At 50.5% G+C, this 22,350-nt stretch carries 18 protein-coding genes; 10 read left to right on the top strand and 8 right to left on the bottom strand.

Annotated features, from left to right (window positions below):
- Nucleotides 1-51: 51 nt before the first annotated feature.
- Nucleotides 52-789, top strand: a complete 738-nt coding sequence (locus D1627_RS03240) for a LytR/AlgR family response regulator transcription factor (RefSeq protein ID WP_119430756.1) — start codon at nucleotides 52-54, stop codon at nucleotides 787-789.
- A gap of 174 nt (nucleotides 790-963) precedes the next feature.
- Nucleotides 964-2,004: a hypothetical protein gene (locus D1627_RS03235; protein ID WP_119430755.1), complete on the top strand. Its 1,041-nt coding sequence runs from the start codon at nucleotides 964-966 to the stop codon at nucleotides 2,002-2,004.
- 68 nt (nucleotides 2,005-2,072) lie between these two features.
- Here the strand turns inward: D1627_RS03235 and D1627_RS03230 are convergent, their stop codons facing one another.
- A complete protein-coding gene (locus D1627_RS03230) occupies nucleotides 2,073-2,447 on the bottom strand; it encodes a cupin domain-containing protein (RefSeq protein WP_119430754.1) in 375 nt (124 codons plus the stop codon).
- A 114-nt stretch (nucleotides 2,448-2,561) separates the two neighbouring features.
- Here D1627_RS03230 and D1627_RS03225 point away from each other — a divergent pair, with 114 nt between their 5' ends.
- Together D1627_RS03225 and D1627_RS03220 are read left to right on the top strand one after the other, a co-directional pair.
- A complete protein-coding gene (locus D1627_RS03225) occupies nucleotides 2,562-2,915 on the top strand; it encodes a hypothetical protein (RefSeq protein WP_119430753.1) in 354 nt (117 codons plus the stop codon).
- 176 nt (nucleotides 2,916-3,091) lie between these two features.
- The gene (locus tag D1627_RS03220) at nucleotides 3,092-3,628 is read left to right on the top strand and encodes a ferritin (protein ID WP_119430752.1); all 537 of its coding nucleotides are present in this window, start codon (nucleotides 3,092-3,094) and stop codon (nucleotides 3,626-3,628) included.
- Nucleotides 3,629-3,693: 65 nt separating this feature from the next.
- On the opposite strand, the gene D1627_RS03215 is transcribed toward D1627_RS03220, so the two are convergent.
- From D1627_RS03215 to D1627_RS03205, 3 genes are all read right to left on the bottom strand, one after another.
- Nucleotides 3,694-3,993: a (2Fe-2S) ferredoxin domain-containing protein gene (locus D1627_RS03215; RefSeq protein WP_262697015.1), complete on the bottom strand. Its 300-nt coding sequence runs from the start codon at nucleotides 3,991-3,993 to the stop codon at nucleotides 3,694-3,696.
- A gap of 163 nt (nucleotides 3,994-4,156) precedes the next feature.
- Nucleotides 4,157-5,713, bottom strand: a complete 1,557-nt coding sequence (locus D1627_RS03210) for a M28 family metallopeptidase (RefSeq protein WP_119430750.1) — start codon at nucleotides 5,711-5,713, stop codon at nucleotides 4,157-4,159.
- A gap of 43 nt (nucleotides 5,714-5,756) precedes the next feature.
- The gene (locus D1627_RS03205) at nucleotides 5,757-6,545 is read right to left on the bottom strand and encodes a hypothetical protein (protein WP_119430749.1); all 789 of its coding nucleotides are present in this window, start codon (nucleotides 6,543-6,545) and stop codon (nucleotides 5,757-5,759) included.
- A gap of 142 nt (nucleotides 6,546-6,687) precedes the next feature.
- On the opposite strand from D1627_RS03205, the gene D1627_RS03200 reads away from it, so the two are divergent.
- Entirely contained in the window at nucleotides 6,688-9,153 is a 2,466-nt protein-coding gene (locus D1627_RS03200; protein ID WP_119430748.1) for a S9 family peptidase, read from the top strand.
- A gap of 143 nt (nucleotides 9,154-9,296) precedes the next feature.
- Here the strand turns inward: D1627_RS03200 and D1627_RS03195 are convergent, their stop codons facing one another.
- Nucleotides 9,297-10,124: a zinc-dependent peptidase gene (locus D1627_RS03195; protein ID WP_233555490.1), complete on the bottom strand. Its 828-nt coding sequence runs from the start codon at nucleotides 10,122-10,124 to the stop codon at nucleotides 9,297-9,299.
- A 236-nt stretch (nucleotides 10,125-10,360) separates the two neighbouring features.
- Here D1627_RS03195 and D1627_RS03190 point away from each other — a divergent pair, with 236 nt between their 5' ends.
- Both D1627_RS03190 and D1627_RS03185 read left to right on the top strand, forming a co-directional pair.
- Nucleotides 10,361-11,047: a TIGR04283 family arsenosugar biosynthesis glycosyltransferase gene (locus D1627_RS03190; protein WP_233555489.1), complete on the top strand. Its 687-nt coding sequence runs from the start codon at nucleotides 10,361-10,363 to the stop codon at nucleotides 11,045-11,047.
- Between the two features lie 105 nt (nucleotides 11,048-11,152).
- Nucleotides 11,153-13,222, top strand: a complete 2,070-nt coding sequence (locus D1627_RS03185; protein ID WP_199688361.1) for a M13 family metallopeptidase — start codon at nucleotides 11,153-11,155, stop codon at nucleotides 13,220-13,222.
- A gap of 110 nt (nucleotides 13,223-13,332) precedes the next feature.
- Here D1627_RS03185 and D1627_RS03180 read toward each other — a convergent pair whose 3' ends face one another.
- Both D1627_RS03180 and D1627_RS03175 read right to left on the bottom strand, forming a co-directional pair.
- Nucleotides 13,333-14,100: a peptidylprolyl isomerase gene (locus D1627_RS03180; RefSeq protein WP_119431098.1), complete on the bottom strand. Its 768-nt coding sequence runs from the start codon at nucleotides 14,098-14,100 to the stop codon at nucleotides 13,333-13,335.
- A 517-nt stretch (nucleotides 14,101-14,617) separates the two neighbouring features.
- A complete protein-coding gene (locus D1627_RS03175) occupies nucleotides 14,618-15,109 on the bottom strand; it encodes a GNAT family N-acetyltransferase (RefSeq protein WP_119431097.1) in 492 nt (163 codons plus the stop codon).
- 135 nt (nucleotides 15,110-15,244) lie between these two features.
- Here D1627_RS03175 and D1627_RS03170 point away from each other — a divergent pair, with 135 nt between their 5' ends.
- Nucleotides 15,245-16,243 (top strand): quinone oxidoreductase family protein, encoded by a 999-nt coding sequence (locus tag D1627_RS03170; RefSeq protein WP_119430746.1) that lies wholly within the window; start codon nucleotides 15,245-15,247, stop codon nucleotides 16,241-16,243.
- Between the two features lie 245 nt (nucleotides 16,244-16,488).
- On the opposite strand, the gene D1627_RS03165 is transcribed toward D1627_RS03170, so the two are convergent.
- Nucleotides 16,489-18,687 (bottom strand): S9 family peptidase, encoded by a 2,199-nt coding sequence (locus tag D1627_RS03165; protein ID WP_119430745.1) that lies wholly within the window; start codon nucleotides 18,685-18,687, stop codon nucleotides 16,489-16,491.
- A 167-nt stretch (nucleotides 18,688-18,854) separates the two neighbouring features.
- Between D1627_RS03165 and D1627_RS03160 the strand changes: the two genes are divergently transcribed.
- The gene (locus D1627_RS03160) at nucleotides 18,855-19,109 is read left to right on the top strand and encodes an acyl-CoA-binding protein (protein WP_119430744.1); all 255 of its coding nucleotides are present in this window, start codon (nucleotides 18,855-18,857) and stop codon (nucleotides 19,107-19,109) included.
- A gap of 274 nt (nucleotides 19,110-19,383) precedes the next feature.
- Complete coding sequence (locus D1627_RS03155; protein WP_119431096.1) at nucleotides 19,384-22,350, top strand: SusC/RagA family TonB-linked outer membrane protein; 2,967 nt, start codon at nucleotides 19,384-19,386, stop codon at nucleotides 22,348-22,350.

Genomic DNA, 22,350 nt, shown 5'->3' with positions numbered 1-22,350 from the left:
CCCGTTATAAAGTCTAAAATCTAACGTCTAACATCTTACATCTATAAAAAAATGAAACTACGCTGTATGATCGTGGATGATGAGCCGCTGGCGCTGGATGTGCTGGAGACCTTCATCGAAAGGCTGGATAACCTGGAGCTTGTTTGCCGCTGCAATAATGCCGTGGAGGCGTATACTTGCCTGCAAAACGAGCACATCGACCTCCTGTTTCTGGATATTCAGATGCCCAAACTTACAGGCATAGATTTCCTGAAATCGTTGGCGCACCCGCCCAGGGTTATCTTTACCACCGCCTACCGCGATTATGCCGTAGAGGGGTTCGAACTGAATGCCGTGGATTACCTGCTAAAGCCCATCGCGTTTGAGCGTTTCCTGAAAGCCGTTTCCAAGGTCAGCGCTTCGGAGCCATTCCCGGCTGCTGCAACACCTACCACTACACCCGCTAGCGCACAGCCTTACCAGGAAGCCTTTATTTACCTGAAAGCCGATAAAAAGATGGTGAAGGTGATGCTGGCAGACATACTTTACATCGAAAGCCTGAAAGATTACATCCGGGTAAAAACGGACAGCAAGGAGATCATTTCCTATCAGAAAATATCGTTCCTGGAAGAAAAGCTTCCCGCCGACAAGTTCCTGCGCATTCACCGTTCTTTCATCGTGGCCCTCGATAAGATCCAGGCCTTCTCCGCCACAGCCGTAGACATCGGCAAAACCGAAATCCCGATTGGCCGCTTCTACAAAACCGAAGTGCTGGACGTGCTAAACCAGAATAACCTGCTTGAAAGTTAGAAAGTTGGAAAGTTAAAAGGTTAGAAAGTCACCTGTCTGTGCAGAGTGTAGCGATTGATTAGGGTTAATCGTAACTTATCTGCAGGTAAAAAAAGTATAAGTTGTAGCAATTCATTTCTACCACTTATACTTTTTAACTTCCCAACTTTTTAACCTTCTAACTTCTTAACTCCCGTGTATATCTCTAAGAAAAAGCTGTTTTACCCGATCAGTAAAGGGTTGCGGAAGTATCTGCGGCACTACGACCGCGAAACGCAGTTGCCGGTGCGCTACGAGGATCTGCTGCACTACTCCGATGCTTATCCATACTACGACAAGGCCGGGAACGACACGCTCTGGGAGTCGGTGATCTACGACCAGCACATGCAGCAGGAGCTTAACGGAGGGCTAACCATGATCTACGCGCTCCTGAAAACCGATGGCGATATGTCGGTGATGGAGCATTTATACGTGTCCCGGATAGATTACTGCACCTTTGGCAACTCCAACCCGTTTCGGGTGCAGATCATGAACCAGCTCAACGACAACTACGATTACTTCTACGTGAAACGCGCCGATGCCTCGCGCATGTATGGCCTGGAGCTGGAGCACATCCTGTCGCCGAGCCGCATAAACTACCTGGTCGATGGCGATTCGCTGATTGAGGAGCACATTGCCGGAATCCCCGGCGATGTTTTTATAAAGGAGGTGCTGGAGCGGCCTACAACGAACAAGGTGCGCATTGCCAAGGAGTTCGTGAAATTTAACGAGCGTTGCTTTGTGCGCCTGCTCGGCGATATGCGCTCCTATAATTATGTGGTGGATGTTACCCCCGACTTCGAGGACGAGCAGTACCGCGTGCGCCCCATCGACTTTGATCAGCAGTCTTACGAAGGCAAGAAAACCATGTACCTGCCGCAGTTCTTTAAAGACAACAACACCATTGTGGAGCTGGTACTGCAGTTGCTGAAACCCGATGTGGTGAAGCAGTACCAAAACGAGGAGCGGACCCTGATTTTCCGGCGCCTCAAATCGGCACGCTACCGCCTCAAAGACCTCATCGACTGCATGCGCACCGACGAGATATCTACCCCAGAAAAAATTACGCAGCTGAAGCAGGAACTAGCAGAGCACCACCAGGCCAATGAGTTCTTAAAGTGCCAGAACATGGGCGACCTGGTGCGGCTCAACCTGAAAACCATGCTGGTTAAAGCGCAAAAGGTTAAGGACTTTTAAGTATGAAGTATGCGTAGTTGCGCAAAGTATACTTCATACTTAACAAGCAACAATTAGCAATCCAACAATCAGATCTTTTCCAGGTCCTTTCGTGTGCGCGCGCTGTCTTGCAGGTTGCCGGTGTTTAGGGTGCTGGCTGGCTCAAACATCAATACTTCGGCTTCCTGGTTAGCTACAGGTTTATGCTCTACGCCACGCGGTACAATCATAAACTCGCCTGGCTTTAGTGTAACCACCTTGTCGCGGAGGTGCATTTCAAACGCACCTTTTATCACCAGGAAAAACTCATCCTCCTGCTCGTGGTGGTGCCACTCAAAAGGGCCCAGAAACTTGGCTATTTTCACCTGCTGCCCGTTTAGCTCGCCTACCACGCGCGGGTTCCAATGGTCAGAGAACTGTGCGAACTTTTCAGCCAGGTTTACTTTTTCAAGTTGATCACTCATAAATTATATATATCTAAACTAATTCTAAATAAGCTGGGTATTTATTTGGACTGGTTCTAAATAGTATTTAGATTTGCATTACAAACAGTGCCGTTTACAGCTAATTTACATCACATGATTGATACTGTCACCCAACTATCAGAGATTTATACTTCGGATGCAGGCGCAGTATACCAATGTGATCGCCGTAACCGCCTGCTGCTGCACTTTGGCGGGCAGCTATCAGTGCTTAAAGTCGATGCCTTTCTTCGCCTAAAGCATGCCGTGGATAGTATAGATTTGGCTGCCATGGCTAGCAGCCCGGCCCGGTCCTCGGACTTTAGTATAATTACCGTGTGCGGTTGCGAGCGCTGCTTCGTGCTTACTCTTTGCGAACTTCATACATTTAAAGAATTGCTGGCAGGCGCGCGTTTTGTGCTAGAACTTAACAGCATGCTGCAAGAGTGCCTGAATGCCACGCTGGTATAGTTTTTCAGATCACCCCGATTTTACGTAAGCACAGCCCAACCGCTGTGCTTTTTTAATTTAGACTATTTCCGAATTTCATGGAACGTGGCGCACATCACAACTAAAGTGTGTATCTTAAGTATGAAATTAGGAAGTGCCACGCGCATTTTAAACACCAATACGAAACACCCAATCTTATGAAAGACTTACTGAGACTTAGAACCTCACTTACAGAAACGATAGAGAAAGCACTGAACGAGCAGATAAAAATGGAGGCCGAAGCCTCTGCCATGTACCTTGCCATGAGCAGCTGGTGCGACCGCAACGGATTTGATTTTAGCGGAGGCTACTTTAAAAAGCAGTCGGATGAGGAGCGTGAGCACATGCTGCGCCTGTTCAAGTATGTATCTGATATGGGCGGCCGCGCCGTATCACCGGATGTAACTAACGTGCAGGTAGAATTTGACACCTTCAGGAGTGTTTTTGAGCAAGCACTGCAGCAGGAGATAGCTGTAACGCAGTCGTTTAACCGCATTGCCGATAAGTGCCAGAAAGAGAAAGATTACGTGACGTTTACTTTCCTGCAGTGGTTCCTGAAAGAGCAAATCGAGGAAGAGTATGTGGCGCGCCGTGCCCTGGAGCTTTTCGAGGTGATCGGCGAAGAAGGCACCGGCCTTTACGAGATCGACAAGCGCGTGCCGAAAGTAAAGTATGAGGACACGTACGAAGACTAATCTTTGAGAATTAAAAGTATAAACAGAAAGCGGGCGCCGGAGTTGATCTGGCGCCCGCTCTCTGTTTATACTTCTTTGGTAAGTATATGCTCCTGGAAAGCCTGTTTGGCCTTTGCCTCATTCATTTCTGGCATCCAGGCGTTATCGGGTTGCATACAGATAACAGGTGCGTAATCGCAGCGGTCGGTGCAGTCGGTTTTCACGACTTCCACCTGGCCTTTCAGCCCCATTTCCTTGATCATCCCCCTGAAAAGCTTGCCTAAATCTTTGCCGCCTTTCTTTTTGCACTTGCTGCCGGTGCAAACGTAAATCACTTTTTCGGGTGTGTTAAAACTCTTGCTCATGTAGTGGCTGTACGAACTAATTAATTCCGGGTCTGGCTATAGCATGCCGTTTAGCGCTTGCATTTGCCAGCAAGTATAACTCCTGCCCACCGGCTTTAGTTCTTTTAATTAAAAGTCGCAAAGTATAAAAAAAGCCGACAGTTTGGCTGTCGGCTCTAGATAATATGTTTTGCGATTACTTAGATCAGGATGCTTCGCGCGGTTTTGGCAACGGCTTGCGAGGCAGTTTTTTGTCGCGCATGGCAGTGTGGTACACCATAGATGCCACAATGGTGGCTGCCTGGCGCAGGTCATCGGCCTGCAGGCGGTCGTAGGAGTCTTGGTTGGTGTGGTGCGTGCGGGTATCGTAGTCGATCTCGTCCTGGATGAACTGGAAACCCGGCAAGCCTACCGCGTCAAATGCCAGGTGGTCGGTGCCGCCCGTGTTGCGAATGGTTGTGGTGGTAGCGCCCAAGTCGTTGAACGGGGCCAGCCACGCCTCCATGATCGGGCGCACGGCATCGTTGCCCTGCAAGTAAATGCCCCGGATCTTGCCCGTGCCGTTATCCAGGTTGTAGTATGCTGATAGCTTCTCGTGCTCTTTGGTAAGTTGCATGGTAGCCGGGTCGCCGAAGTGCTGCTTCACGTAGCCTCTGGAGCCATAAAGCCCTTGCTCTTCGCCGCTCCACAGCGCAATCCGGATGGTGCGTCTTGGCTTAAAGCCTGCAGCCTGAAGTATGCGCACAGCCTCCATCATTACGGCTACGCCAGCGGCATTGTCGGTGGCGCCTGTTGAGCCGTGCCACGAGTCGATGTGGCCGCCCAGCATAACTACCTCATCTTTCAGCTTTTTATCCGTGCCTGGTATTTCAGCGATCACGTTATAGCCTTTCATATCGTTATCAACGAAGCGGGTTTTGGTGTTTACCTCTAGCTTCACGGGTTGCTTGGCTTCGAGCAGGCGCACAATGCGGTTGTAGTCCTCCAGGCCCATTTCCATTTCTGGCAGCGCGGCTTTTGCGTTAGGGGCGTACGCAGCGCCGTTGCTGGTAAAGTGCGTGCCATGCGTGCCACCGCGCGAGCTAAGTATAACCGCAGCACCTTCCTGCTGAAAGAACTCCGCAGCCTTGTTGCGCAGCGCCATGCGGGCGCGGTACTCGGCTATGCGCTCGGGCGTCCAGCGGCTTTGGCTGCGGGTGGCCTCCAGGCTCATGGCTAAGTCGTGCAGTTCTTCTTCGGAGTAGCGCTTTGCATCAGCCTCAAATGTAGTTTTAGCATGCTCATCAATTTTGGTAAGTATGATTTTGCCCTGCAGCTTGCCCTTGTACTGCTGCAAATCCTCTTCCTTGTCCAATTGCACCAGCACGGCTTCGCCTGAAATCTCCTTATCGGTGCCCGGCGTCCAGGCTTTTGGTGTGGCAATAAGCTGCTGGTAATAAGGTGCTGTGAGGGCGATGTATGATTTTTCTACTTCCCAGCCGCGGCCAAAGTCGCCCCAGGCTTCTAGCTGCGCATTTTTAAGGCCCCAATCGGTTAGCTGCTTTTTGGCCCACTCGCTGGCACGCATCAGTCCCGGCGAGCCGGAAAGGCGTGGCCCCGACACATCGGTCAGATAGAAAGCCGTTTGCATAACCTGCGAGTTTTGCAGGCCTTCCTGTTTAATGCGGTGCACGGCATCCAGGTCTACAGGTTCTTGTTGCGCCTGCGCCACTAGGCCAACCTGCAGGAACAGCAGGAGCAGGAGTAGAGGTTTTTTGGTCATAGTATAGTATAATATAGAATAGTTTTAAAGTATGCGATGATGCTTATTTCACAGAGGCAGTGCCAGCTGCCCCAGGTTTTTTAGATATGTTGATTTTGCCATCCTTAGGTTCTCCAAAAGCCTGGTACAAACTGCCGACGTGGCCATTCCCGGTTGTAAAAGATACGCCATCTTGCCCTTGCTTCCCATCCTCTCCCGCTTGGTATAACACCGTAACGCTATGAGGCGCATCGTCGCGGTTAAAAGTGGGAATGAAGCCGTTACTACTATAGCTCAGAATCAAATCGCCACCATTTCCTCCTGGTCCAGGGGCGGTACCATGTTCCCCGGAGGTGCCGTCTACCAGGTGCTCCTTCTCAACAATAGTATATCCTCCTTTTCCATCTGCCACCCGGATAGTATTGACTTCTATGCGTGGTTTCTGGCCGTGTTTACCTACGTAGCCATCACCACCGTTGCCACCGCGTGTATCAATGGTAAGGCTCCCGAGCTTCATAAAATGCATGTCAACGGCAATGCTGCCACCGCTAGAGCCACCTTCTCCTGACACACCTAAGCGCCCGTGTTTGCCGTTTTCGCCAGCAGCTGTTATGGTACATTTGTCCCCTATGTAACCATACTTTACCTTTAAGGTATGCTGTTGCTCCGGCGCAAATTGTAGTATAGCCTTGTCATGGAGGATGAGTGTATCTATTTGCAAGTGCGAGGCTGCCACAATATATACTTGCTTTTTGGGCACTTCAAGTTTGCTTATGTGCTGTGCTTGGGCCATAACGGTTTCTGCCATAAATACAGGCAAAGTGGCTAATATCAGTTTTAGTGTGTTTTGCATAGCCTTGAAGTTGAGTATATTACCCTATAAATATAATGATTAAAAAGTATAAAATCTCGCTATATAGTTAAACCTTCATCCATATATTTAGTCAACCTTATTAAATCAACTTTATCTAACCTAAGCTTTATCAACGAAAGGTATGAATTTTACAAAATCAAAAACGGCGCGGGTTGTAGCCTCCCGCCTGTTGTGCCTGCTCTTGCTAGGAGGCCCAACAGGTGCCGCGCTGGCACAAGGCAGCCAGGAAACCAACACGGGTTACCAGCGGCCACCGGCAACCATCGCATCTATTATTGAGGCGCCCAGCACGCCATCGGTAAGTATAAGCGCCAAAGGCGATTGGATGCTGCTGCTTGAGAGCCCGGGCTACCCGAGCATCGAGGAAGTATCGGCACCAGAGAGCCGCCTGGCTGGCATGCGCATTAACCCGGCAACCAACGGGCCCAGCCGCAGCAGCTACTACAATAACCTGAAGCTGAAGAAAGTAAGCAACGCCGACGAATTCCAGGTGAAGGGCCTGCCGCAGCAAGCGCAGCTTTCTAACATCAGCTGGTCGCCGGACGAGAAGTATGTGGCCTTTACTAACACCAGAGCAAACGGCATAGAGCTTTGGCTTGCCGACCTAAGCACCAAAGAGGCCAGAAAACTAACCGAGGCTGTTATAAACGATGCGTACAGTGGCCGCCCGTTCGAGTGGCTATCGGATAGCAAAACGCTGGTGGTTAAGTTCGTGGATGAGAAACGCGGGCAGATGCCAGTGGCTTCCACCACGCCAGCCGGGCCTACCGTGCAGCAGAACATCGGCAAAGCAAAGCCATCGCGCACCTACCAGGACCTGCTCAAGAACCGCAACGATGAGCAGCTGTTTGATTACTACATGCAAACGCAACTAAAGCTGGTTTCTGTGGATGGAAAGCAGGAAGCCATTGGCCAGGCGGGCATCATTAAAAGTGTGGAGACATCTCCGGATGGCCAGTACCTGCTAGTGGAAACCATCCAGAAGCCATACTCATACCTGGTGCCGCATTACTACTTCCCATACAACGTGGAAGTATGGAAGCGCAATGGCCAGAAAGTAAAAGAGCTTGCCAAATTGCCGTTGGCCGAGGATATTCCGATCGCGTTTGATGCCGTGGCAAAAGGCCCGCGCAGCTACAGCTGGCGCCCCGATAAGCCTGCCACGCTTTACTGGGCCGAGGCGCAGGATGGTGGCGATGCCAACAAAGAGGCAACCATCCGGGATAACGTGTACATGCTGGACGCACCTTTTACAGCACAACCTACCAAGCTGGCCTCTACCAAGCTGCGTTACCGTGGCGTGATGTGGGGCGATGGAATGGCGATTGTGAATGAGCGCTGGTGGAAAAACCGCCAGGAGCGGAGCACCCTTATTGACCCTGCCAAGCCTTCCAAAGCCGGAGTTGTGCTGATTGACCGCTCTTACGAGGACAACTACAACGACCCAGGCTCTCCGGTTTTCACCAAAAACCAATATGGCCGCAGCATCTTGCTAACTGATAAAAAGCAGCAGCATATCTACATGATTTCTGAGGGCGGCTCGCCGGAGGGAAATCGTCCGTTTGTGAGTGCGTTCAACGTGAAATCCAAGAAAGCTGATATACTCTGGAGATCAGAAGCGCCTTACTATGAGCGCCCCGTGGATATCATCGACCTGAAAGAGAAAAAGATCATCACGAGAAGAGAGTCTGAAAACGACCCGCCAAACTATTTCGTGCGCGACATCGACGATAAAAAACTGACGCAGGTAACCGCTTTCCCGCACCCGAACCCGCAACTGGAAGGCGTGCAGAAGCAACTGCTGCAGTACAAGCGCGCTGATGGCGTAAACCTGACAGCCGTTTTATACTTGCCAAAGGACTTCAAAAAAGGCGATGCACCGCTGCCGATGATACTTTGGGCTTACCCGCGTGAGTTTAAAAGCGCCGATGCCGCCGGACAGGTAAAAGGCTCGCCTTATGAATTTACACGCGTTAGCTGGGCCTCTCCGCTGTTTTGGGTAACGCAGGGCTATGCCGTACTCGACAGAACAGATATTCCGATTGTAGGCGAAGGCGATGCGCAACCAAACGACACGTATGTGCAGCAGCTTGTTGCCAGCGCAAAAGCCGCCATCGACGAAGTAGAGAAGATGGGCGTAGTAGATCCTAAACGCGTTGCCGTTGGCGGCCATTCATATGGTGCCTTCATGACGGGTAACTTACTTGCCCACTCTGATTTGTTTGCAGCGGGTATTGCTCGTAGCGGTGCTTATAACCGTACGCTTACTCCGTTTGGTTTCCAGGCTGAGGAGCGTAGCTACTGGGATGCCCCGGAAGTATACTTCCAGATGTCGCCGTTCTCGTTTGCGGATAAAGTAAATGAGCCAATCTTACTCATCCATGGTGAGGCCGACAATAACTCCGGCACCTTCCCGATCCAGAGCGAGCGCTTTTACAATGCCCTGAAAGGCCACGGCGCCACAACCAGGCTGGTGTTTCTGCCAGCCGAGTCGCATAGCTACCGTGCCAAGGAGTCTATCCTGCATATGCTGTGGGAGATGGATCAGTGGCTTGATAAGTACGTGAAAAACCGCCCAGTGCAGTAAGAGAGCTATACTTTAGCAAAAATCCCTGGCTATACTTTAGTCAGGGATTTTTGTTTTTAGAGCAGGATCCACAGGATGATTGAAGGTGCAAAAGTAGCTTCCGTATCAGGACAAACAACTTAAGTCCTGCATCGATATGTAAGTTATAATTGGTAAACTCCTCGGGCCGGATCTTGCTGAAGCAATTGGCTAAGCGCTGTGTATAGAGCTGGGTTGCTCAGTTTAAAATCGTGTGGCCGCTCGAAAAAGGACTCTACTGCAACGGCAAAAAACTCATGCTCGTCGTGGCAGGCTTGTTGCCTTAAAAAGTTTGGTGCTGTTTGCGGCTGCTTTGCCATTTCAGCTGTTACAAGCCTATTCCAGGTTTCTAAGTGCTGCCTATCCAGAAAATCATACTCGTTGTTTCTGATCACATTCTCAAGGTGCAGGGCGTGGGCCATTTCGTGCAGGCCAAGGTTAAAGCCGTCCGCGTTGTTCTCATATCCGCTTTCAAAGTCTTTCCACGACAGCACAATAAAGCCACGGGTATTTACCTCACCACAATGGTAACGCTTGTTTATAGTAGAGTAGTAGCGATCCGGGTAGATCAGGATGGTTTTAAAATGTGAAAAGTATACGTGCCCCAAGCCAAAAGTAAGTTCTACCGCGCACGCGGCAATCCGCACCTGCATGGGCAGCGTAACCTCAAAGCCGTTGCCGCGGGCAACAAATCTCTTCTGCACCAGAAAGTTGGCCACCCTTTTTTCGAACTGCCGTTGCTGCATTTGAGATAACTGAGTATAGTAGGCAGGCTGCTGCCGGCGCAACGCACGGATAAATGGCCGCAAACGCATCTGCGCTATGCCATACTTCAGCAACTCTATCAGCCCCCACACAGCCGCAATAGCCAACAGCCCCTGCGCTGCCGAAAGCTTGGCGGGGACATAAACCGTACGCTCAAAAATCAGAAGGCCGATGCAGGGTAAGCTCATTTTATGCGGATAAAGTATGAAAGCGGTCTAAAAACTGCTGTTTTCGGCTTTAGAATACCTACAGAATAAATTTCTAGGCCGCTTTATTCACCAGTAATTATACTTTGTTAGAAGGTAATACCGAAAAACTACACAAGTTACAAAACACGAAACAGGTTATCGGTAAGATATAACTTTTTGCAAGGTAAACGTATGCAGAACTTGAGTTACAACCAATAGCCGCTAAAAATCCCGCCTTGACGCTGAGCATCATTATACCCACCCTGAACGAGGAAGCCGGCATCGGTCAGCTGCTTACCTACCTGCGGCAACTCACCAGCCCAACCACAGAAATCATACTTGCTGACGGGGGCAGTACCGATGCAACTACAAGTATAGCCAAACAAGCGGGTGTGCGTGTGCTAGTATGCGCCAAGAAAGGGCGCGGGCCTCAGATGAATGAGGGCGCGGCCGCAGCTACAGGTGCAATTTTATACTTTCTGCACGCCGACACGTTTCCGCCAGCAGGCTTTGAGCAGCAACTTGTTTCTGCGGCTCAGACTGGTGTGGGCAGTGCGTGTTACCGGCTTCGGTTTGATGATGCCCATTGGTTTTTGCGGCTGAATGCCTGGTTTACACGTTTTGATGTGGATGCGGTGCGCTTCGGGGACCAGAGCCTGATGGTATGCCACGAGGTGTTTGCGCAGGCCGGCGGCTTCAACGAAAACCTGCAGCTGCTCGAGGATCAGGAAGTTATTGGCAGGTTGCGCAAGTATGGCCGCTTTGCGGTTTTGCCTGGCTTCGTTACCACATCGGCGCGCAAGTATAAAAAGCTTGGTGTGTACCGTTTGCAGGGGGGCTACTTCCTGATTTATACGTTGTATCGCTTGGGCGTATCCCAAAAGCGACTGGCGCAGGTGTATAAAAAGCTGCTGAAGCTGTAGCTGCTCTTAACCTTTGCTGGCTGAAGGCATTGGTGCAAGCCCAATTGCGCCTGCCACAGAAAATGTGTAACTTAAATCTTTCATCTAAAACAAAGTATAAACTATATGAAGAGAACACACTTTTTGCCTTACTCGGCGCTGCTGGCCGGGCTGCTGCTTGGTAGCTGCAGCTCGTCGGTAACAGAAGGGGATGCGGTAGATACCATGGAGGCCGGCGTAAACCGCAGCCTGGATCTGGCCAATATGGATACTACCGTGAGCCCTTGCGAAGACTTTTACCAGTACGCTAACGGCGGCTGGGTGAAGAACAACCCAATACCAGCATCTGAGAGCCGCTGGGGCTCTTTTAACGAGCTGGCAGAGAAGAACAACGCTATACTTCGTGAGCTTTTAACCGAGGCCTCATCCAACACAACGGCTGCCAAAGGCTCCGCTGCCCAACTGATCGGCGACTTTTACGCAGCCGGTATGGACTCGGTGGCGGCCAACGAGGCAGGTATCTCACCAATCAAACCGGAGCTGGATAAGATCAGCGCTATTAAAACCACTGATGAGCTGGTTAAAACCGTGGCTGACCTCAAAACAAAGGGTGTTGGCGGCTACTTCAGCATGTATGTGTCGCAGGATGATAAGGTGAGCACGCAGTATGCGCTGCAAGCAGGGCAGGGCGGTCTGAGCCTGCCGGACCGCGACTATTACCTGAAGGGTGACGAGCGCTCTAAAACCATCCGCACCGAGTACAAAAAGCACCTGCAGAACATGTTTGTCCTGCTGGGCGAGGATGCGGGAACCGCTCAGAAAAAAGCCCAGACGGTAATGGACATCGAAATGAAGCTGGCCAAGGCCTCTAAAGCTCGTGTAGACCTGCGCGACCCGTATGCCAATTACAACAAAATGACCATACAGGAGTTTGCCAAGCAAAACCCTAACCTAAAGGTGAGCCAGTTGCTTGCAGGTATGGGCGCCACAGCCTCTAAAGAGATCATTGTTGGCCAGCCGGCTTTCTTTAAAGAGCTCAACAACTTGTTTAAGAGCGTATCGCTGGATGATTGGAAGACCTATACTACTTGGCACCTGGCCCGCACATCTGCGCCATACCTGAGCCAGGACTTTGTGCAGGAGAACTTCAATTTTTACGGCAAAGTACTGAGCGGTGCCAAAGAGATGCAGCCACGCTGGAAGCGCGTGCTGCGTGCCACAGACGGTGCGCTGGGCGAGGCGCTGGGCCAGCTTTACGTGCAGAAAACCTTCTCGCCGGAGGCCAAGCAAAAAGCCATTGAAATGGTGAACAACCTTCAGGAGGCATTTAAAGAGCACGTGCGCGACCTGGACTGGATGAGCGAGGAAACCAAGCAGCGTGCCCTGGAAAAACTGGGTGCCTTTGCCGTGAAGATCGGTTACCCGGATAAGTGGGAAGATTACAAAGGACTGGAGATCAGCCGTGATTCTTATGCGGCCAACATGATGCGCGCCAGCCAGTTTGCCTTCCGCGATAATATTGGCAAAATTGGCAAGCCCGTAGACCGCGAGGAGTGGTTCATGTCGCCGCCAACCGTAAATGCCTACTATAACCCAAGTATGAACGAGATCGTATTCCCGGCCGGTATCCTGCAGCCGCCGTTCTTCGACCCGAACGCCGACGATGCGGTTAACTACGGCGGCATGGGCGCTGTAATCGGCCACGAGCTAACCCACGGCTTCGACGACCAGGGGGCCAAGTATGACTACGAAGGCAACCTGAAAGACTGGTGGACCAAAGAAGACCTGGAGAAATTTAACACGCGCGCCAACGCCGTCGCCGACCAGTATGACCAGTACACCGTGTTGGATAACCTGCACGTAAACGGGAAGCTAACCTTGGGCGAGAACATTGCAGACATCGGGGGACTGAACATTGCCTACACAGCCCTGCAGAAAGCACTGGCCAAGAAAAACCCGGGCAAGATAGACGGCCTTACACCAGAGCAGCGTTTCTTCCTGGCCTGGGCGCAGATATGGCGTGTAAACATGCGCGACGAAGCCCAGAACCAGCAAATTCTGACAGACCCGCACTCACCGGGCCGCTTCCGAACAAACGGTCCCGTGGCCAACATGCCGCAGTTCTACGAGGCTTTCGGCTGCAAGCAGGACGACGCCATGGTGCGCAGCGATGAAAAGCGCATTAAGATATGGTAGAATAGATCTTAGGTGCTAGATATAAGATATTAGACTTAAGCCTGGCACCACACCAAACAAAAGCGGCGTTGCATTTCTGCAGCGCCGCTTTTGTTTAAAGTATAAACGTATTACTCTTTCACGATCTTGATGGTATGCGGCACGATCTGGCGTGGCCAGTCGGAGCCATCTACGGGCTCCCGCTCAATCTGCTCGACCACATCCATGCCTTCTACCACCTCGCCAAATACGGTGTACTCCATGTCAAGGCCGGGCTCACCGCCATACTTTAAATAAGCTGCTTCCTGGGCAGGCGTATAATCTATGCCGTGTTTCTGCTCATAGGCCAGTAATTGCTCTTTGGTAACAGACTCGCCGGTAACAATATAGAAATTATGCGATGAGGATTCTTTCTCGGGGTTACGGTCGTCGCCGTAGCGGGCCATGGCCAGTGCGCCGCGCACATGCACGTGCTTTGGGTTCAACTCCTGTGGCACCTTGTAGGCGCCCTGTTTCATCTCGCGCTCATCAGAGTCGCCACCCTGCACAGCAAAGCCCTTTACCACGCGGTAGAACTCTCCCTGGTTATAAAAACCGGCCTTGGTAAGGCGCACAAAATTTGCGCGGTGCAGAGGCGTATCCTTAAATAGCCGCACTTTTATACTTCCGTGGCGCGTGGTGATTACGGCAAGGCTGTCCTGGTTCTTATCTGCGTAGGCTCTTAGTTTGGCCTCGGCATTTTCTGAGGTTAAGGGCTCCAGCGCCTGCTCTTCTTCGGTATCGGCTGTGGTTTCTGTCGAGTTGGTGTTATCAGTTGTTTTATTGCAACTCAACAAAGGCAGCAGGCAGGCTGCCACTATCACCGCGCGGCGCAAAGCCGGGAAGATTGCTTTTTTCATATAGGCTTTCATTTTCTCTTATCTGAAAGATAGCCGTTTTTTCAATTATATGCCAAACCTGTTCCGGGCAGGGTATAGGTATAACAGCAGATGGATATACACTTTGCACTGCGTTTCCTTTAATAAGAACCATTTATAAACTAATAGGCGAAAAGAAGTGTGAGGTAAATTGTGCAATTGCGGGATTTTTAGTGTAGCAACGCGTAAGGCAAAAGAGTAATATAGGAACTACAGGCGCATGTATTTTCTAAGTAAATATATATAGTTATAAATTTATTTGCATATAACATCCAATATCTGTAGCTTAGAGTATAAGGTTATTAAAAACCCCAAATTATTTACTGGCTGTGCAGTGCTGCTAAACCAAGCGTGCAGCAGGCGTTGTTCTGTGCACCTTGAAAGTAAAACTGCTCAGGCACGAACCCTGAAAGTCTTGAATAAAGCCTATCCAGTTAAAAAATTATAGTGAAGTTTAAAGTGAGCTATTTAGAGGGCAGCCATTGGCTGCTCTTTGTATTTACAGCGCTTTACGCATCACGTAGTCGTTCATCCAATACGGGCCAATGGCTATATCTTCCTCGTGGTGCACATGGTAACCACAGCGCTCATAGAAGCTCTTGGCCTTATTGTAACGGTTTACGTTCAGGTCCAGGGTGTGTGCGCCACGGCTTTTAATTTCCTGCTCCACGGCTTGCAGCAACATTTTTCCGTAGCCTTTGCCCTGTGTTTCTGGCAGGAGATAGATCTTATTCAGTTTATATACTTGGGTTGCCAATTCTTTTACAGAGAAAGCGGCAAAGCCTACAGGTATGTTATTTTCCTGAAGCAGCATAAATGTTTGTCCATTCTGCATCTGCTTGGTGAGGGCATCCGGGGTATAGATAACATCAAACATGTACGCGATTTGTTCCTGCGTAAGTATACTTCGGTATGTCGGCTCCCAGGTTGCCTCGGCCAGTTGCTGTATAGTCGCAAGGTCGGTATGGTTGGCCAGTCGGATGCTTGTCATAAGGTTAGGGGTTGCTGTGGCTGCAAGATAAGGGCTGGAAAAGTAAATGCCAATGCCGGCCATACTTTCACCTTCTCGCTTAAACCCTATCTTTGTTAAAAGTGAGCCCGTATTAAATACTAAAAGTCTGTACTTATGAAAGCAGTATACCTGGAGGATATCAACAAACCATTTACCATAATAGAAAAGGAAAAACCTGTTGCAGGCCCCGGCGAGGCGATTGTGCAGGTGAAGGCAGCCGCGCTTAACCGCCGCGATGTATGGATACAGAAAGGCCGCTATTTTATAAAAGAGTATCCCGCCATACTTGGCTCTGATTGCGCCGGCGTGGTAACCGAGCTTGGGGAAGGTGTTGATGCAAACTGGCTAAACCAGGAGGTGATTGTTGATCCCTCGACCGGGTGGGGAGATAACCCGCGGGTGCATTCAGCAAAGTATAAAATAATGGGCATGCCCGAGGATGGCGCCTTTGCCGAGTATGTAAAAGTACCTGCCGAAAACCTGCACCAAAAACCCATCCACCTGAGTTTTGAGGAGGCTGCCGCTTTGCCGCTGGCTGGCGTTACGGCTTACAGGGCATTGTTTACTAAGTGCGAGCTCCAGGCCGGCGACAAAGTGCTGGTAACCGGGGCCGGTGGCGGTGTGGCGTTGTTTGCCATTCAGTTTGCCCTTGCAACTGGTGCCGAAGTATGGGTAACCTCTGGCTCGGATGAGAAAATTGGCCTGACCCAGGACCTGGGTGCCGCTGGGGGCATCAGCTACAAAAAGGAAAACTGGGGAAAAGACCTGAAGGCACAGACCGGCGGCTTCGACGTGATCATAGACAGTGCGGCAGGGGAGGGCTTTGTGCAGCTCGTAAAACTAGCCAAACCCGGCGGGCGCATCAGCATGTATGGCGGCACAACGGGTATGATTGGGCAACTAAACCCGGCAGACCTGTTCTGGAAGCAACTCTCTATTTACGGCAGCACCATGGGCACCGCCCAGGATTTTGCCGCCATGCTGAAACTAGTGGAAGAAAAGGAGATCAGGCCGGTTGTTGATATTGTATACCCCATGGAGCAGGCAGAAGAAGCCATGCGCTACATGGAAGCCAGCAAGCAGTTCGGCAAGATTGTGCTAAAATTTGGTTAATTGTTGGTTGTTGATGGCTGATTGTTAAATGGTTTGATGGATAAATAGGCTTAATTGTTAGATAGTTTAATTGTTTAAGGCTTAATTGCTATTAATGAGTAAGGCCGCGCTTTGGCGCGGCCTTACTCATTATACAGGGGTGACTGTCGTATTTAAAAGAATTTCAATAGAGATCAACTCCGCAATAAACAACAATTAAATCATCCAGCAATTTAACAACCATCAACAACCATCAACCAACAATTCTACTCCTCTTCCAGCAGGTTTAGCAGGAAGGCATACTGCATGGCGGTTTCCTTGTAGCGTTGGAAGCGGCCGGAAGCGCCGCCGTGGCCTGCCTCCATGTTGGTGTGCAGCAGCAGCATATTGTCATCGGTCTTCATCTCGCGGAGTTTGGCTACCCACTTGGCTGGCTCCCAGTACTGCACCTGCGAGTCGTGGAGGCCGGTGGTAACAAGCATGTTGGGGTAGGCTTTGGCTTCCACGTTGTCATAGGGCGAGTAAGACAGCATGTAGTCGTAGTACTGTTTCTCGGCGGGGTTGCCCCATTCGTCAAACTCACCGGTTGTAAGCGGAATGCTGGTGTCTAGCATGGTGGTTACCACATCTACAAACGGAACCGCTGCCAGCACGCCCTTAAATAGATCGGGGCGCATGTTTACCACGGCACCCATCAGCAGGCCGCCTGCGCTGCCACCCTGTGCAAACAGTTTATTTGGGTTGGTATACTTCTGATCCACCAGGTATTCTGCGGCATCAATAAAATCGGTGAACGTGTTTTTCTTCTTCAGCATTTTGCCGTTTTCGTACCACTGGCGGCCCATTTCTTGCCCGCCACGGATGTGTGCGATGGCATACACAAAACCACGGTCCAGCATGCTGAGGCGCACCGAGCTGAAAGCCGCATTCATACTATTGCCGTAAGAGCCATAACCGTAGAGCAGCGTGGGGTTGTTGCCATCCAGTTGCAAGCCTTTGCGATACACCAACGAAACCGGGATCCTGGTGCCATCCTCGGCGGTGGCGTAAATGCGTTTTGCCTCGTAGTTTTCCGGGTTAAAGTCCCCGAGCACTTCATCTCGTTTCAGCAGTTCTTTCTCCTTGGTCTGCATGTTGTAGGCGTAGGTTGAGAAAGGAGTGGTGAGCGATGAGTAGCCGTAGCGTAGCTCCTTGGTGTCAAATTCGGGGTTGTTGCTGATGTACGCCAAATAGGCTTCCTCTCCGAAGTTGATGTAGTAATCGGTAGCGGAGTTGCTCCAGCTTTTCACCCGTATCTGGGAAAGGCCGTTTTTGCGCTCCTGCAGCGTTAGGTAATCCTTAAATATTTCGATGCCCTCCAGCAGCACATCCGGGCGGTGTGGTATCACCTCTTTCCAGTTGGCCTTCCCGGTTTTGGTTACCGGCGTCTGCATCAGCTTAAAGTTGGTTGCGCCATCCTTGTTGGTGACTAGGTAGAACTTATCGCCAAAGTGGTCCACGCTGTATTCCAGGCCGCGCTCGCGGGGTTGAATCACCTTAAAGCTACCGTCGGGTTTGTCGGCATCCAGGTACCTGTATTCGTTCGATAAGGTGCTGCCCGAGCCTATAATGATATACTTGTCGCTCTTGGTCTTATACACAAAGGTGCTGAAGGTTTCATCGGCCTCGTGATATACTTCTTCGTCTTGGGCGGTTGGCGTGCCCAGCGTGTGCTTAAATATTTTGAAGGATCGCAGGGCAGGGTCCTTCATGGTATAGTATACTGTTTTGTTGTCGTTGGCCCACACGGCGCTGCCCGTGGTATTCGGGATTTGGTCAGGAAGTAGGGTTCCGGTTTGCAGGTTCTTAAAGCGCAATGTATACTTCCGGCGGCTCACGGTGTCCTCGCCAAAAGCCAGAAGTTGGTTATTGGGGCTTACGTCCAGGCCAGCGGCGGAGTAATAGCTTTGTCCCTCGGCACGCAGGTTAGCATTTAGCATCACCTCTTCGGCGGCATCCATACTTCCTTTTTTGCGGGCGTAAATCGGGTACTCTTTTCCTTCCTCGTAACGCACGTAATACCAGTAGCCTTTGTCGCGGTAAGGTACCGAGGCATCGTTTTGCTTGATGCGGCCCACTATCTCGTCGTAGAGCTTTTGCTGCAGGGTTTCGGTGTTAGCCAGCATTTTTGAGGTGTATGCATTCTCGGCGTTCAGGTATGAAATCACCTCTGGGTTCTCGCGCTCGTTCAGCCAGTAGTAATTGTCGGTGCGGGTATCGCCATGAATGCTTAGCTCCTTCGGGATTTTTTTGGCAACCGGGGGCTGCAGGGTTATACTTTCCGGAGCAGTGCTTTGGCTTGTGGTAGTGGCAGTCGTATCAGTTGGGCTGCTGCTTGTGTTACTGGTTGAGCAGCCTGTGCCTGCTACAAGGGCAGTTGCCAGCAGCGGGCCCCAAACGGCCACGGATTTTGTTTTGCATTTCATAGTATTGCCAATATATGGTTTAAGGTTAAATGCGGCTTCGGCACGCTGGTTATCGTTTTATAAATGTATCAAAAAGGAATGGTATTCAAAAGAGACAATAAGTTATGCATGCAGCTTAAATTTTTGTAATTTAGACTCACCTTAAAACTTTGCAAAATATATAAACTATGGCCACACAAGAAGAATTTGAAAGCGCAGTAGCAAAATCTAAAACTCTGCAGGAGCGACCAAGCAACGATGTGCTCCTGAAATTATACGGCTTGTACAAGCAAGCATCCGAGGGCGATGTGAATACCGAGCGCCCGGGCGGCTTTGATTTTAAGAACATCGCGAAGTGGGATGCCTGGAAAAAGCAGGAAGGCAAAAGCCAGGACGATGCCCGCCAGGAATACGTGGATTTCGTGAACGAACTGGCAGGGTAAAATCATACTTCATTAAGCCGAATAATAAATAGCCGCACGCGATACTGCCTGCGGCTATTTTGTTTAATGCGGTTGGATGCTCGGTTCTGTAAAGTTAGTATGCCTGTGTTTTACAACGGTGTATCTCCTTGCAAACCTAGTAGATGTAATATGTTTAAACTTTAATTATTTGCTGATAAATTTATACTTATTGTAGTATGTAGCGTATAGCTTAGGGTGTTTAACTCATTGATAACATGGGTCTTGTTTGATTTATTACAAAAAAGCTATCCCTATGATGAAACTTTACCCTCTGAAGCTGCTACTGCTGCTTCTGTGCTTTATTCCAATTAGCCTCTACGCACAAACCACGGTGCGCGGTAAGGTCACCGACTTTGGGTCGGGGAAGGCGCTGCCCGGCGTAAGTGTGGTAGTGGTAGGCACCACCACCGGTACTAATACTGATGCAAACGGAGATTACTCCATTACACTGCCAGGCGCATCAGGTAAGCTGACTTTCTCTTTCCTTGGCTATACTTCTCAAACCTTTGATGTTACACCAGCCGTTAATACACTAGATGTACGGTTAAGAGAGAGTACTACTAGCTTAAGCGAAGTTGTGGTTACAGGTCTTGCCACCACCGTTAAAAGAGCCAATGCAGCCAATGCTGTTGCCACCATTAGCACTAGGGAGATAACCGGTATTACAACGCCGCAAACCATGGATGCGGCCATCAGTGGAAAGCTGGTAGGGGCAAACGTGGTGTCTAACTCCGGTGCGCCGGGAGGCGGCATCGCAATGAAGCTGCGAGGCATTACCTCCATTTTTGGCAATGCGCAGCCGCTTTATGTTGTGGATGGCGTGATTATAGATAACTCCTCCATTTCATCGGGCCTGAATGCCGTTACCAATGCAGGCGGCGGCGGTAGTTCATCCACGCAAGACAATGCCTCTAACCGCATTGCCGACCTCAACCCGAACGACATTGAAAGTATAGAAGTGCTGAAAGGTGCCTCTGCCGCAGCTATTTATGGTTCACTGGCATCAGCAGGTGTCGTGATTATAACTACAAAGAGGGGCGCAGCCGGTAAAACTATTGTTGATTTCTCGCAGGATATTGGTATCGCGCGCGTTTCGAAGCTACTGGGTATGCGCACCTTAACCGAAGACCGCGTGCGTGCCTCGTTTGGCGCCGCTGCCGTGCCGCAGTTTGTTGCAGCCCGCGATGCTGGCCGGCTTATAGATTATGAAGAGGAATTATACGGTAACACGGGCATGCTCTACAACACCCGCCTGAATGTAAGCGGAGGCAGCGAGCGGACCCAGTTTTTTGTAGGCGGTTTGATTCAGGATGAGGAAGGGATCGTAGAGAAAACCGGCTACAACAAAAAATCGCTGCGCTTTAACCTAGACCACATGCTGTCAGACCGCTTCGACTTTAGCCTGAGCACAAACTACATTAACTCCACCGCAGATCGGGGGCTTACCAACAATGATAACAAAGGGGTTTCGTTTGGAGTGGCCTTGTCCTCTACGCCGAGCTTCGTGGACCTTTTCCCGGACGAAAACGGCCTTTACCCGAACAACCCGTTCGGGGCATCTAACTTTCTGCAAACCCGCGACCTGATTACGAACCAGGAAAACACCGACCGCTTTTTAGGTGGCCTTACCCTGAATACTAAACTGCAGGATAGCGAAATGAGTAGCACGAAACTGGTTATCAGGGCTGGCTTGGACTTTTACAACCTCCGTACGCGGGCGCTTTTTCCGAGGCTGTTGCAGTTTCAATCGAACGGTAACGGCACCGGGGGCGCATCCATCCAAGGCAATAATTACAACCTGAACACGAACTATGCAGCCTTTCTGGTAAATAACCTCAACCTTTCGGATAACAGCGTTTTCCTGACCACCACGGTTGGCGTAACCCGCGAAAACTTTAACCAGGACCAAACCCTGAACGTGGCCACGCAACTTATTGGTACGCAATCTAACCTAGACCAAGCCGGTGCTGTAACCGTAGATCAAACGCGTTTGAAAGTTCGGAACAAAGGCCTTTTTGCCCAGGAAGAGTTTAACTGGCGCGACCGCGTGATAGCCACCGCAGGTATACGTCTGGATAAATCCTCGAACAATGCCATGGTTAACGATTTCAACAGCTTCCCGAAATTCTCCCTGGCTGTAAACCTCACCAACTTCGACTTCTGGAGCATCGACCGGTTTAACCTTGTGAAACTGCGGGCTGCCTATGGTGAGTCTGGTGGCTTTCCGCCTTTTGGCGCTAAGTATACGTCGCTGGTATCGTCTAACGTAGGGGGTAGCGGAGGCTTGCTGCCAAATACCCAGCTTGGCAACGAGGAGATAGAACAGGAGCGGCAAAAAGAGTTTGAGACAGGGATAGACATTGGCCTGATGGAAAACAAGCTGTTGCTGGAAGCCACTTACTACAACAAAAAAGTATCGAACCTGATTGTATTCCGAAGCGTGCCGGCCTCCTCAGGGTTTACCACAGAAGTGCTTAACGCCGGCGAGCTGCGCAACCGAGGGGTAGAACTGGCCCTGAGCGCCACCCCTGTAGAAACACCTGGCTTAAAATGGGACTCCAGGGTAAGCTACTGGAGAAACACTTCCGAAATTACGCAACTGGACATACCTGCCTTTCCGCTTGGGGCATTCGGTAGCACACTGGGTACCTTTTTTATAGAAGAAGGCGAGTCTGCTACGCAAATTGTAGGTATCCGGGGCGATGAAGGCGTGGTAAAGCTAGGTGATGCGGCTCCGGACTTCCAGATGAACTTCCACAACTTCTTTACCATACAGCAGAACCTATCTTTCTCGTTCCTGCTACACTGGAAAAAAGGCGGCGACAACATCAACCTTACACAGTTGCTAACCGACCTAGGGGGCACATCCTTTGACTATGACGACGACGATGACGGCGATGGCATCCCGAATGCCGAAGAACGGGTAGATGCCCTTGGCGTGTCTGCAGAGACTTTCGTGCAGAATGCTTCTTACCTGCGCCTCCGCGAAATAGGGGTATACTACAACGTTCCTATCGCGTTTTTGAGCGGCATGTTCGGGGATGTTGTGCGGTCCGTGCGCATCGGAGCATCAGCCAACAACCTCTTCACCATCACCGACTACGACGGCTACGACCCGGAAGTATCAAACTTTGGCAGCAATGGGCTTTCTACCGGGGTTGATGTAATGCCTTTCCCGATGTCCAAACGCTATTTCTTCCATTTCTCTATTGGGTTTTAA

This window comes from Pontibacter oryzae, assembly GCF_003576375.1.
In the GTDB taxonomy this organism is placed as follows: domain Bacteria; phylum Bacteroidota; class Bacteroidia; order Cytophagales; family Hymenobacteraceae; genus Pontibacter; species Pontibacter oryzae.
Note: the sequence above shows the minus strand (reverse complement) of the source record. Positions and strands in the feature narration are given on the sequence as shown.